We start from the raw sequence: 12,213 nt of genomic DNA, 5'->3' as shown, positions 1-12,213 counted from the left end.
GACGCCCCCGCGACCGACGCCCCCGCGGCCGGCGGCGCCGCGCTCGCCGCGACGGCCGACGTGCCGGTCGGCGGCGGCGTGATCACCGAGCAGGCCGTGGTGACGCAGCCGGAGGCCGGCACCTACAAGGCCTTCAGCCCGGTCTGCACCCACCAGGGCTGCAAGGTCAAGAGCGTCGACGCGGGCAAGATCGTGTGCCCGTGCCACAACTCGCAGTTCTCGATCGCCGACGGATCGGTCCAGGGCGGCCCCGCCAAGAGCCCGCTCCCGGAGGTTCCGATCAAGGTCGAGGGCGACCAGATCCTCCTCGGATAAGTCCGAAAGTTTGGCACCATTACCACCAGTGGTACGTGGCCGGACGTACCACTTCCCACCTGCTTAAACTTCCTTTGAGCCAGGCGTTTCGGACGGACTCGGTAGCCGCGCGACCGCATCCCGGTGATGGACGCGCAGGTTGGACGGATCCTAGAGTCCTCTCATGACGTCCGGTGATCTCCAGCTTCGCAGAGCAGAGAAGACCGACGCGGAGCAGATCTTCGCGTTGGCTCGCGAATTCGCCGTGTCGTTCCGACCAGAGCGGGCCGCGTTCGACGCCGCCTTCCCCGAGCTCCTGGAGAACGAGGAGGCGCTCCTCCTCGTGGCCACCGTCGACGGCGTCGTCAGGGGCTACCTCCTGGGCTTCACCCACCTGACCCTGTTCGCCAACGGCCGGGTCGCGTGGGTGGAAGAGGCGATCATCGAGAGCGGCTTCCGCCGTCACGGCCTCGGCCGCCACCTGCTCGCGGAGTTCGAGCTCTGGGCGCGCAGCCGCGACGCGGGATACGTCGCGCTGGCCACGCGCCGCGCGGCCGAGTTCTACAAGGCGACCGGCTACGAGGTGTCGGCCACCTACTACCGCAAGCTGCTCCGCCCCAAGAACCCTTAGGACGTGAGCTGCGCGTCGAGCCGGTAGCCGTCGACGGTCACGTAGACCGAGTCGCCCGGCCGCGCGTTCAGCCGCATCAGCACCGGCTGCAGCGAGTCGAAGACCGGCTGCCGGTCGCGCCACACCAGCACCACGGCGTTGTCGCCGGGGCCGGTCACCGACAGCAGGGTGCCGGGACGCATGCCGAGCTGGGCCGCGTAGTTCTCGGGCACCGCCACCGGCTCACCGCGCAGGTGCCCGCTGGTGACGTCGATGCGCTGCCAGCGGCGCGGGTCGGAGGCCGGGCTCGGCGTGCTGCGCGGGCTGGGCACCAGGTGCGGGCGCGGGGCGCCGCCCGTGAGGGCGTTGAGCGCGGCCAGGGCGGTCGCCGGGTCGGGGCCGCTGTGGGCCATCTTCGGTATCGGCACGCCCGCCGGGCGGGCCGGGTGGCCGTTGGCGCCGGGGGTGCGGCGCGGCAGAGGCGCGTCGCCCACAGGGGCGCCGCCGTTGACGGGGGACGTCGCGTTCGCGGGAGTTTTCGGCAGGGCTTCCATCCAGGCCTTGGCGGAGTGGGAACGGATGCCGAGCTGGCCGAGCAGTTCGATCACGTCGGCGTCGGCCGGGTGGGCCGACAGCAGCTGGCGGGTGCGGTCGCGCAGGCCGCCCAGATCGCCCACGACGAGCCAGCCGTCCTGCAGCCGGCGGTCGGGCATGAGCGTCACCAGGACCCGCCACAGGGGCGTACGCAGCGCCGGGACCTCGATCGGGTGGGACGGGTCGGCGCCGATCAGCTGCTCCTGGGTGGCGGCGGTGCCGAGCCACTCGGTGAGGCCGAACAGGTGACCCGTCAGGGCGGCGGAGTCGGGGGAGCGCAGCCACATCAGCACCCGCTCCTCGGCGGTGCGCTGGGCCTGCGACAGCAGCTCGCGGTCGACGTTGAGCTCGTGGGCGAGGGTGCGGAGGCTGATCGGCTCGGCGGCGAACAGGCGCTGCGCGGCGACCGCGCGCTCCAGCTGGTTCCACTCGCGGAACAGGTGCTCGACCAGGCCGACCATCGGGTGTTCGGCCGTGTTGAGCGGGGCGGGCTTCTCGGGCTCCTTGGCCGGGGCCGGCACCACGGGGGTGCCGTTGACGGCCGGTTTCGCGCCGTTGACCTGGCCGCGCGCCGGGATCGCCGGGATCGCGGCCATCATGCCGGTCTCCTCGACGGCCGGCACGGGGGCCGACAGCGGGACGGACTTGGCCGGCTGCTGGACCGGGGCGGGCGCCTTGGCCTGCGGCGCGGCGGCCGTGGCGGCCGCCGCGGCGGCGGTCTCGGCGGGGATCTCGATGCGGATGTGCGTGAAGATCTCCTTGAACACCGCCGTCAGCACCACTTCGGGCGTCGCCGCCGCAGACGGGGTGTCGAGGTCGCCCGCGGTGAGGCGGCGCAGGCGCTGCCAGCCGCCCAGCCCGATGATCACCGAGCGGACGGGGTCGGGCCAGCCGGGCAGCTGACGGTCGACCGTGTGCACCTGCACGGCCGGCATGAAGTCGGTCAGCGGCAGATGGTCGAGGTGGGTCACGGCGAGCCGGGCGAGCCGCTCGCAGACCCAGTCAACTCCGGTCGTGCCGAGGGCACGGCCCAGTGCGACGGAGCCCCACCAGCCGCCGGGGAGGCGTGGATCTCCCAGCACCTCGGCCACCTGCTGGGGGCGGCTCCAGCGAAGAGCGGGAACCAGATCGCTCAGGCAGATCGTTGACTCGGCGTCCATCGGTTTGACCGCACCCTCCCGAGAGTGACGCTTGTTGCTAATGGTGCAGCTTACGCCGCAAGCTATCAATTGGTGTCAATAGGGTAAAGCTCTGTTGCGTTCTTGACGGCCGGAGGACGGCCGCCGACAAGCCCAACGGCCCGCCGGCCTGCGCGGCAGCCCGCTTCGAGACATTCGGAACGGGTGGAACCCGCGAGTCGTGCCGTGAGGAACCCGGCCGCGAACGCGTCTCCCGCGCCCGTGGAGTCGACGACGCGGTCGGCCGGCCCCGCCGAGACGGCACCGGCCCGAGCAACGATACGCCCGTCTTGGGCGAGAAGCGCGCCCGCCGGGCCGAGCTTCACGACGGCGGTTCCGTAGATGTCGCCGAGGAGTTCGGCCGCCCGCTCGGGTTCGGCGGCTCCGGTCAGCGCGAGCGCCTCGTCGCGGTTGGGGATGATCACATCCGCCGCCCGCGTCTCGGCGAGGAAACGTTCGGTCCCGAACTCGCGCAGGAACCTGGTCGAGGCGGGGTCGACGCTGACCGTGACGTCCTTCGCGGCCCGCATGGCGATCCGGGCCAGCTCCAGCCCCTCCGGCGTCCACATCAGGTAGCCGGACAGGTGAAGGCAGTCCACGCCGTCGAGCAGCGCGTCGGTCCAGTCTCCCGGGCCGAGGTGCCGCGCCGCGCCCCGGTTGGTCAGGAACGACCGCTCGCCGGCGTCGTCGACCATGGCGATCACGACGGCGGTGGGGCGGGCGGGGTCGACGGTCACATGCGTTTTGACGCCGCTCAGCGCGTTCAGGTGCCACGCCGCCGTGTCGGCGCCGACGCGGGCCAGCAACCGGGCGTCGCCGCCCAGGTGGGCGGCCCACGCGGCGGTGTTGGCGCCCGAGCCGCCGGGCCGCAGCGTGATGTCGGCCTCGGTGTCGGTGCCCGTGGCCACCGGCTCCGCATGGAGCGCGACGACGTCGGTCACGACATCGCCGATCACCAGTAGCCCCCTCACGTCCCGGGTCACGGGGCCCCGGATCCGGCGTCGGTCACGACATCGCCGATCACCAGCCGCGCCTGCATCCCCGATCCCATGTCCCTCAATTCTCCGGCGTCCAGGATGACGCGATTTCCGCCGCGAGGCGGGTGTTTCCGCGTACTGCCGCGAGGTTGGCCGCAAGTGAGGCGCCTTGGGTGGCCTCGACCAGGTATTCCAGCAAGTAGGGGGTGATGGCCTGACCTGTCACTCCGCTGGTCTCGGCGGCCGCGAGGGCCTCGGCGAGGACGCGGTCGTGCAGGGCCGGGTCGAGCTGCTCGTCCTCCGGTACGGGGTTGGCGACGATCAGGGCGGTCTCGGGGCCGCCGAGGGCGTCCTGGGCGCGCATGATGCCGGCGGCCTCCTCGGCCGACTCGATGCGCCAGTCGACCGGCTCGCCGGAGGTGTGCAGGTAGAAGCCGGGGAACGCGTTCGTGCGGAACCCGACCACGGTGACCTGGCGGGTCTCCAGGCGCTGCAGGGTGGCGGGCACGTCCAGGATCGACTTCACGCCGGCGCAGACGACGGTGATGCGGGTGCGGCTCAGCGTGTCGATGTCGGCCGACTCGTCCTGCACGGAGGTGTAGCCGCGGTGCACGCCGCCCAGGCCGCCGGTGGCGAACACCCGGATGCCGGCGCGGGCGGCCAGGAACGAGGTCGCCGAGACCGTCGTCGCGCCGCTCAGCTTGAGGGTCGCGCACGGCGCCAGGTCGCGGAAGCCGAGCTTGCGCAGCCCCGGCTCGGTCGCGACCCGCACCAGCTCCTCGTCGGTCAGCCCGGCGCGGGGCACGCCGTCGAGGACCGCGATCGTGGCCGGGACCGCGCCGCCCGCCCTGACGAGTCCTTCCAGCTCACGGGCCACTTCGAGGTTCCTGGGCTGCGGCAGGCCGTGGGAGATGATGGTCGACTCCAGTGCCACCACCGGCCGGCCCTCCGCGAGCGCGGTCGCCACTTCCTCGGAACGCTTGATCATTTGAAATCTCCCCATACGTCGCAGGTGGTCCCAGAGCACTCACAAATGTAAGGTGCGGGCATGGTGTCCCCGCCGCAGCCCCATTGGCAGACCGGTCTCTAGCCACGCTCCCGTTTTCGTTGCGAATCTGCCCAAACGACGGGTAAACGAGGGGAACCACCATGTTCGACGTCGTCATCTGCGGTGCCGGCCACAACGGCCTGGTCGCCGCCGCCTATCTCGCCCGCGCGGGCAAGAGCGTGCTCCTGCTGGAGCGGTTCGGCCACGTGGGCGGCCTGGCCATCTCGGCCCAGGCCTTCCCGGGCGTCGAGGCCCGGGTCTCGCGCTACTCCTACCTCGTCAGCCTGCTGCCCTCCAAGGTCGTGACCGACCTGGGGCTGCCGCTCGACCTGCGGCGGCGGCGCTACTCGTCGTACACGCCGGTCGGCGACGGCGGCCTGCTGGTCGACGGCGGCGACGAGGACCGCACCGCCGCCTCGTTCGCGAACATCACCGGTGGCGGCCACGAGATCGTGGCCTGGCGGCGCTTCTACGCCATGACGGCCGCCGCCGCGACCGCGATCGCGCCCACCCTGATCGAGCCGCTGATGCCGCGCGACGCGATGAGGAACCTGGTGGGCGAGGCGTGGACCGATCTGTTCGAACGGCCCATCGGCCAGGTGGTGAACGAGTGGTTCGCCGACGACGTGGTGCGCGGGGTGGTGCTGACCGACGCCCTGATCGGCACCTTCGCCGACCCTGACACCGACCTGCTGGCCAACCGGTGCTTCCTCTACCACGTCGTCGGCGACGGCACGGGTGACTGGAACGTCCCGGTGGGCGGCATGGGCGCCGTCACGGGCGGGCTGGCCGCGATCGCCCTGAAGGCCGGCGCGCAGATCCGCCTCAACGCCGAGGTGGTCGCGATCGACCCGGCGACCGGCGAGGTGACGTACCGGGACGAGACCGGCGAGCACACCGTGACCGGCGCGAAGGTCCTCGCGAACGTGCCGCCCTTCACGCTCGCGGGCCTGCTGGGCGAGGAGACCCCGCAGCGGCCCGAAGGCGCCCAGCTCAAGATCAACATGGTGCTGAGGCGGCTGCCCCGGCTGAAGGACCGCTCGGTCGACCCGCGCGAGGCCTTCAGCGGCACCTTCCACATCAACGAGAGCCGCGACCAGCTCGCCGCCGCCTTCCGGCAGGCGTCGGCGGGGGAGATCCCCGATCTGCCGCCCGCCGAGGTCTACTGCCACTCGCTGACCGACCCGTCGATCCTCGGCGCCGACCTGCGCACATCGGGCGCGCAGACGATGACGCTGTTCGGCCTGCACATGCCCGCGCGGCTGTTCGACCGCCCGGGGGCCAAGGACGAGGCGGTCCGCCGGACCCTCGCCTCGATCGACTCGGTCCTGGCCGAACCCATCGAGGACGTGCTGCTGCCCGGCTGCCTGGAGGCCAAGACCCCCCTCGACCTGGAAAAGGACGCGGCCCTCCCCGGAGGGCACATCTTCCACCAGGACCTGTCGTGGCCCTATGCCGAGGGCGAGGGCCGCTGGGGCGTGGAGACCGCCCACGAACGGCTGCTGCTGTGCGGGGCGGGCGCGCGGCGCGGCGGCGGCGTGAGCGGCATCCCGGGCCACAACGCGGCGATGGCCGTTCTGGAACGTTAAGGGTCCTCTCAGAGGCGGTCGTTACCGTGTGACCGTGACGGACGAGACACCCCGGCTCCTGGTCGTCGACGACGAGCCCGCCCTGCGTGAGGCGCTGCGGCGCAGCCTGGAGTTCGAGGGATACCGGGTCGGGACGGCCTCCGACGGGCTGGCCGCGCTGGCCGAGCTCCAGCGCGAGGCCTACGACGCCGTCCTGCTCGACGTCATGATGCCGCGCCTCGACGGGCTCACCACCTGCCGCCGCCTGCGGGCGGTGGGCGACAGCGTGCCGATCCTGATGCTGACCGCCCGCGACGCCGTCGGCGACCGCGTCTCGGGCCTGGACGCCGGAGCCGACGACTACCTGGTCAAACCGTTCGAGCTCGACGAGCTGCTGGCCCGGGTGAGGGCGCTGCTGCGGCGCAGCGCGCTGGCCTCCGCGGACGGCGACGAGCTGGCCTTCGAGGGACTGCGGATGCACCCGGCGACCCGGGAGGTGCGGCGCGGCCGCCGGCCGCTCGACCTGACCCGGACCGAGTTCCTGCTGCTGGAGCTGTTCCTGGCCCACCCCCGCCAGGTGCTCAGCCGGGAGCAGATCCTCAGCGCGGTGTGGGGCTTCGACTTCGAACCCTCGTCCAACTCCCTGGACGTCTACGTCATGTACCTGCGCCGCAAGACCGAGGCCGAGGGGGAGCCCCGGCTGATCCACACCGTGCGCGGGGTCGGCTACGTGCTGAAGGCCGCGCCGTGAGCCTGCGGCGGCGGGTCACGTTCGTGATCGCGGTGGCGGTGGCCGTCGCCATCGCCGTCTGCGCCGGGGCGAGCTGGCTCATCGTCCGCGACCAGATGCGCGACCAGCTGGTGGAGTCGCTGGAGCAGTTCCCCGTGCTCGACGTGCAGGTCGCGCAGGCGCTGGCCCGCTGCGGGGAGGACTACCGCGACCAGCCGTGGGACCCCTCGGGGCGCGGCTGGCAGCTCGTCAAGGCCGACGGGTCGATCTGCCAGGAGGGCTCCTCGGCGCTCGACCCCCTGCCGGCCGAACTCGCCCTCACCGCCGGCAAGGGCCGCCCGGTGGTGCGCGACGGCGTCCTGCGCGGCAAGTACCAGACGCCCGTCATCGCCTACACCGAATGGTTCAAGCCCGGCACCGCGCTGACCGTGTTCCGGTCGACCCGCGAGATGGACACCTCGCTGCGGGCGCTCGGCCTGGTGCTCGCCGGGGTCTGCGCCTTCGGGGTGCTCGGCGCCTGCGTCACCGGCCTCTATCTGGCCCGTACGGCCCTGCGCCCCGTCGCCTCGCTGACCGGCGCGGTCGAACACGTGGCCAGGACCGAGGACCTCGAGATCCGCATCCCCGTCGACGGCAAGGACGAGATCGCCCGTCTGGGCGCCGCCTTCAACACGATGACCGCCGCGCTGGCCGCCTCCCGCGACCGCCAGCGGCAGCTCGTCTCCGACGCCGGCCACGAGCTGCGCACCCCGCTCACCTCGCTGCGCACCAACATCGACCTGCTGCTCCGCAGCGAGAACACCGGACGGCCGCTGGAGGCCGAGAGCAAGCGGCTGCTCCTGGTCAGCGTGAAGGAGCAGTTCGAGGAGATGTCCTCGCTCATCGCCGACCTGCTGGAGCTGTCGCGGAACGCGGAGAACGCCCTGGTGTCCGGCGAGGTGGAGTTCCAGGACGTGGTCTCCGCCGCCGTCGACCGGGCCCGGCGGCGCGGCCCCGGCCTGGTCTTCGACGTGGAGTTGTCCCCGTGGCGGGTGTGCGGGGATGTGCGCGGGTTGGAGCGCGCGGCCGTTAACATTCTGGACAATGCGGTCAAGTTCAGCCCAGAGGGGGGCACCGTGACGGTCCGCTTGCGGGACGGCGAACTGACCGTCCGGGACGAGGGGCCGGGCATCGCCGACGAGGAACTCCCGCACGTCTTCGAGCGCTTCTGGCGCTCGCCCGCCGCCCGCAGCCTGCCCGGTTCGGGCCTCGGCCTGGCCATCGTCGCCCAGGCGGTCAGGGCCGCCGACGGGGAAGTGCGCCTGGCGAGCGGCCCGTCGGGCGGGACGACCGTGACCGTACGGCTCCCCGGTTCCGCCGCGTGATCGAGATCGTGCTGCCCGTCTACAACGAGGAACGGGTGCTGGCCTCCAGCGTGTCCACGCTCCTCGACTACCTGAAGCGGGAGTGCCCCTTTCCGGCCCAGGTGACCGTGGCCGACAACGGCTCGACCGACGCCACCTGGTCGATCGCCAGGTCTCTGGACGACGTCCGGACGATCCGCCTGGAGTCCAAGGGCCGGGGACTGGCGCTGCGGGAGGCCTGGTCGTGGAGCCAGGCCGACGTGGTGGCGTACATGGACGTCGACCTGTCCACCGACCTGGCCGCCTTCCTGCCGCTCGTCGGCCCGCTGCTGGCGGGGGAGTGCGACGTCGCGGTCGGCAGCCGGCTGGCCCCCGGCTCCTCGGTGGTGCGCGGACCCCGGCGCGAGCTCATCTCCCGCACCTACAACCGGCTGCTGCGCTCGCTCGGCGCGACCTTCACCGACGCCCAGTGCGGCTTCAAGGCGCTGCGCACACCGGTCGCGCGGGAGTTACTCCCGCACGTGGCCGACGACGCCTGGTTCTTCGACACCGAACTGCTGCTCAAGGCCCAGTGGCGCGGCCTGCGCATCCGCGAGGTGCCCGTGCGGTGGGTCGACGACCCCGACAGCAGCGTGGACGTCCTGCGCACCTCGATCGCCCAGCTACGCGGCCTCGCCCGGGTGGTGTCGGAACGCGATCGCGGGGTAGCCGCAGCCGCATGGACAAACAGGCATTCATCGCGCTCCTGAACGAGGACCTCGAGAGCGAATACCGCTCGATCGTCCAGTACACCCAGCACGCGGCGACCATCAAGGGCGCCGAATACCAGCCCATCGTCGAAGAGATGCGCGCCCACCTGACCCAGGAACTCGAACACGCCTCCGCCCTGGCGGAGCAGATCGACTTCCTCGGGGGCGTCCCCTCGGTGAAGGTCCCGCCCATCCCCGACACCCCCGACGGCGCCGCCGCCCTCCGGCTGGACCTGGAACTGGAGGAGACCCAGCTCGTCCGTTACCGCGAGCGGGTCGAGCAGGCCATCGAACTCGGCCTCCCCGACGTCGCCGAAGCCCTGCGCCCCCTGCTCCAGCAGACCCAGGACCACGTCATGGACCTGCAGGGCGCGCTCGGCAGATGACGGCGTCGACCGCCGTCGCGGTCCGGCCCCGCAGGATGACGGGGTTGACCTCCACCAGCGCGAAGCCTTCCTGACGGGTCATGTCGGCGATCGCGACGGCGGTCCGGGCGAGTGTCCTGATGTCCGGAACGAGCCTGGCGGCCTTCATCTTCTGTACGGCTCCCGCCACGCGCTCGGGCGTGACGGGGAGCGGGACGACCGCGGCGTCGTCGAAGACCTCCACCCAGGCCCCGCCGAGGGCGATGACGACGACCGGGGTGACGGCGTCGTACCTGACGGAGACCATGACCTCGACGCCCTGGGGGATCATCTCCTCGACGAGGACGGGCGGAGGAAGCTGCCTCAGGGCCCGTTCGAGGTCCTGCTCCGTGGAGACGCCGAGGATGACGCCGCCTTCGGCGGCCTTGTGGCGGACGTCGGCGGAGTCGACCTTGACCACGACGGTGCCCAGCTCCTTCAGGAGGGCTTCGGCCTCCTCCGCGTTCTCCGCCACCGCGCCCCGGGGGACGGCGACGCCGTGGGCCTTCAGGAGGGCCTTGCCCTCGACCTCCCTGAGCCAGCGATCCGGGCTCCGGGGGGCGCACGCGGCGATCTCGCGCAGGCGGCGCGGGTCGAAGCGGGCCGTGACGGCGTGGGCGCAGACCAGCCCCTCGGTCAGGCCCGCCACCGGGATCACGCCCAGGTCGATGAGGTGCTCGGCGGTCGCCTCCGGCATGAGCTCCGGGAGCGTGGCGGCCACGACGACCGGGACGTCCAGTCGCGCCGCCGCGTCCGTGATGCCGTTCAGGGCGGCGTCCCAGGCTTCGGTCTGCTCTGCGTCCATTTCCTCTGGACGGTCGTAGGAGGCGAGCACGACGCCGACCGCCGGGTCGTCGCCCGCTGCGGTGATGATGTCGGCCGTTCTTCGTGTCTCGCCGAAGACGACGGCGGTGTAGTCGAGGGGGTTGGCGGCGGTGGCCGTACCGGGAAGCAGGCTTTTGAGCCTCTCCACCGTGACGGCGTCGAGCGCCGGAAGCAAGACGCCGAGCCGGGCGGCCTCGTCGGCGGCGACGGCCGCGTCGCCACCCGAACACGTCACCACGAGGACACCGTCGCCGTGGCCGGCGTCGTGCATTCGGCCATGCGCGGGGCTGTGCCTCCCGACCTGGCTCAGGGCTTTCGACGACTCCAGGAGTTCGTGCGGGTTGCGGGCCCAGGCTCCGCCCGCCTCCTCGACCAGCGCCTTCAGGACGCGGTGGTCGCCCGCGACCGCGCCGGTGTGGGCGGACGCGGCGGCGGCGCCCCGCTCGCTGGAGCCCGCTTTCAGCACGGCCACGCGGATGCCGTGTCCGGCCGCCAGGGCGAGGGCGGCCGGGAGGCCGGGGTCCTCGGTCTCCAGGTAGAGCGCGACCGAGCGCACCCCGTCGAGTTCGGCCAGCGCGGCGAGGTAGTCGGAGGCGTTCAAAACCGCCTGGTTGCCGCACGAGACCACGGTGTGGAGGCGCAGCGCGCGCCTGCTGAGCAGCGCGTTGACCGCCACGTTGCCGCTCTGCGAGACCAGCGCCACCGGGCCGGGGCGTCTGGGCAGGTAGGCGTCGCCCCACATCGGGGCCCGCCCGACCACCGAGACGATGCCGTTCCCGTTGGGGCCGCAGACGGGGAGGTCGTGGGCGAGGGCGGTCCGGCGGAGGTCGTCCTGGAGGGCCCGGCCCCCGGGGATCTCGGCAAAACCGGCCGCCAGTACGACCGCACCGCCACAACCTCGTTCCCCCGCCTGCCGCAGCAGGCCGGGCACGGTGGCCGCCGGGGTGGCGATCACGAGCGCGTCCGGGGCGATCGGCAGGTCGCCGATGGTCGGCACGCACGACACGCCGTGGACGTCGCGGGCGGTGGGGTGCACCCCGTACACGGGGCCAGGGAAACCGGCGGTGACCAGGTTGGCGACCGCCTGGTTGCCGTAGGAGCCGGGACGGGTCGAAGCGCCGACGACGGCGACCGAACGGGGAGCGAGCAGGCGCGCGGGTCTCACCCTCACCACACTGGTTGGTCAACCAGTCAGCAGTCAAGGATGGTCGCCGACGCGAGGCGGTGCTGGGGTAGAGTTGCCGGGTGCGCAGCGCGGAGGGCGCCCGGAGCAGCCGGGCCGATCAGGCAGATCAGCGCCGGGCCGAACTGCTGGACGCCGCCCGGCGTGTGGTGCTGGAACGAGGTCTCGCCAGCACCCGGGTCTCCGACATCGCGAAAGCGACCAACGTCAGTGGCGGGTTGATCCACTACCACTTCGCCACCAAAGACGACCTGATCACCGCCATGCTGCGGGCCACCTCCGAGAGCGAGGTCAGGCGGCTGCGCGAGATCATCGCCGGCCCCGGCACCGCCATCCAGCGGCTCGATCGCGTGCTGCGCTTCTACATCCCGTCGTCGCGGTCCGACCAGAGCTGGATCCTGTGGCTCGACGCCTGGGCGCTGGGCGTGCGCGAGCCGCACGTCCGCGACATCCTGCTCGAACTCGAAGGCGGCTGGATCGAGATCCTGTCCGAGGTGATCTCACAGGGCATGGAGGCCGGCGAGTTCGCCTGCGACGACCCGCAGGGTGCGGCCGAGCGGCTCGACGGCATGCTCGACGGGCTCGTGGTCCGCTACACGCTCCACTCGGGGGCGATGTCGCGCAAGCGCCTGCTGGAGCACGCGCGGATCGCGGCGGCCCGCGAGGTGGGCGTCGACCGGTCGTCGTTTCCGGCTTGACAGGGTGATCGC

At 72.3% G+C, this 12,213-nt stretch carries 12 protein-coding genes; 8 read left to right on the top strand and 4 right to left on the bottom strand.

All coding sequences use genetic code 11. The features are described from left to right. Both FDA94_RS34935 and FDA94_RS34930 read left to right on the top strand, forming a co-directional pair. Positions 1-315, top strand: a 315-nt coding sequence (locus FDA94_RS34935; RefSeq protein WP_137251331.1) for a Rieske (2Fe-2S) protein, incomplete at its 5' end; no start/stop codon positions are given. Between the two features lie 163 nt (positions 316-478). Then, entirely contained in the window at positions 479-925 is a 447-nt protein-coding gene (locus FDA94_RS34930; protein ID WP_062333678.1) for a GNAT family N-acetyltransferase, read from the top strand. On the opposite strand, the gene FDA94_RS34925 is transcribed toward FDA94_RS34930, so the two are convergent. From FDA94_RS34925 to FDA94_RS34915, 3 genes are all read right to left on the bottom strand, one after another. Then, on the bottom strand, positions 922-2,658 hold the full coding sequence (locus FDA94_RS34925) for a hypothetical protein (RefSeq protein ID WP_137251330.1): 1,737 nt from the start codon (positions 2,656-2,658) through the stop codon (positions 922-924). The two genes, FDA94_RS34930 and FDA94_RS34925, sit on opposite strands and share 4 nt — an antisense overlap. Positions 2,659-2,723: 65 nt before the next feature. After that, positions 2,724-3,632: a carbohydrate kinase family protein gene (locus FDA94_RS34920; RefSeq protein ID WP_246060325.1), complete on the bottom strand. Its 909-nt coding sequence runs from the start codon at positions 3,630-3,632 to the stop codon at positions 2,724-2,726. 100 nt (positions 3,633-3,732) lie between these two features. After that, positions 3,733-4,641, bottom strand: coding sequence for a pseudouridine-5'-phosphate glycosidase (locus tag FDA94_RS34915; protein WP_137251328.1), 909 nt, complete (start codon positions 4,639-4,641; stop codon positions 3,733-3,735). A 161-nt stretch (positions 4,642-4,802) separates the two neighbouring features. On the opposite strand from FDA94_RS34915, the gene FDA94_RS34910 reads away from it, so the two are divergent. Genes FDA94_RS34910 through FDA94_RS34890 form a run of 5 tightly spaced genes read left to right on the top strand, consistent with a single transcriptional unit; the run spans position 4,803 to position 9,477 of the window. Further along, a complete protein-coding gene (locus FDA94_RS34910) occupies positions 4,803-6,290 on the top strand; it encodes a phytoene desaturase family protein (protein WP_137251327.1) in 1,488 nt (495 codons plus the stop codon). 34 nt (positions 6,291-6,324) lie between these two features. After that, positions 6,325-7,020 (top strand): response regulator transcription factor, encoded by a 696-nt coding sequence (locus FDA94_RS34905; RefSeq protein WP_170991257.1) that lies wholly within the window; start codon positions 6,325-6,327, stop codon positions 7,018-7,020. Then, the gene (locus tag FDA94_RS34900) at positions 7,017-8,363 is read left to right on the top strand and encodes a sensor histidine kinase (RefSeq protein ID WP_137251325.1); all 1,347 of its coding nucleotides are present in this window, start codon (positions 7,017-7,019) and stop codon (positions 8,361-8,363) included. The genes FDA94_RS34905 and FDA94_RS34900 overlap by 4 nt, the downstream gene beginning before the upstream one ends. Further along, complete coding sequence (locus FDA94_RS34895; protein WP_137251324.1) at positions 8,360-9,091, top strand: dolichyl-phosphate beta-glucosyltransferase; 732 nt, start codon at positions 8,360-8,362, stop codon at positions 9,089-9,091. The genes FDA94_RS34900 and FDA94_RS34895 overlap by 4 nt, the downstream gene beginning before the upstream one ends. Beyond that, the gene (locus FDA94_RS34890; protein WP_137251323.1) at positions 9,061-9,477 is read left to right on the top strand and encodes a ferritin-like domain-containing protein; all 417 of its coding nucleotides are present in this window, start codon (positions 9,061-9,063) and stop codon (positions 9,475-9,477) included. Before FDA94_RS34895 ends, FDA94_RS34890 begins: the two co-directional genes overlap by 31 nt. On the opposite strand, the gene FDA94_RS34885 is transcribed toward FDA94_RS34890, so the two are convergent. Next, the gene (locus FDA94_RS34885; RefSeq protein ID WP_170991256.1) at positions 9,446-11,485 is read right to left on the bottom strand and encodes an acetate--CoA ligase family protein; all 2,040 of its coding nucleotides are present in this window, start codon (positions 11,483-11,485) and stop codon (positions 9,446-9,448) included. The genes FDA94_RS34890 and FDA94_RS34885 overlap by 32 nt on opposite strands. Before the next feature lie 80 nt (positions 11,486-11,565). Between FDA94_RS34885 and FDA94_RS34880 the strand changes: the two genes are divergently transcribed. Beyond that, entirely contained in the window at positions 11,566-12,201 is a 636-nt protein-coding gene (locus FDA94_RS34880; protein WP_137251321.1) for a TetR/AcrR family transcriptional regulator, read from the top strand. Positions 12,202-12,213 lie beyond the last annotated feature (12 nt).

Source organism: Herbidospora galbida (genome assembly GCF_005233835.1).
Lineage (GTDB): Bacteria > Actinomycetota > Actinomycetes > Streptosporangiales > Streptosporangiaceae > Herbidospora > Herbidospora galbida.
Note: the sequence above shows the minus strand (reverse complement) of the source record. Positions and strands in the feature narration are given on the sequence as shown.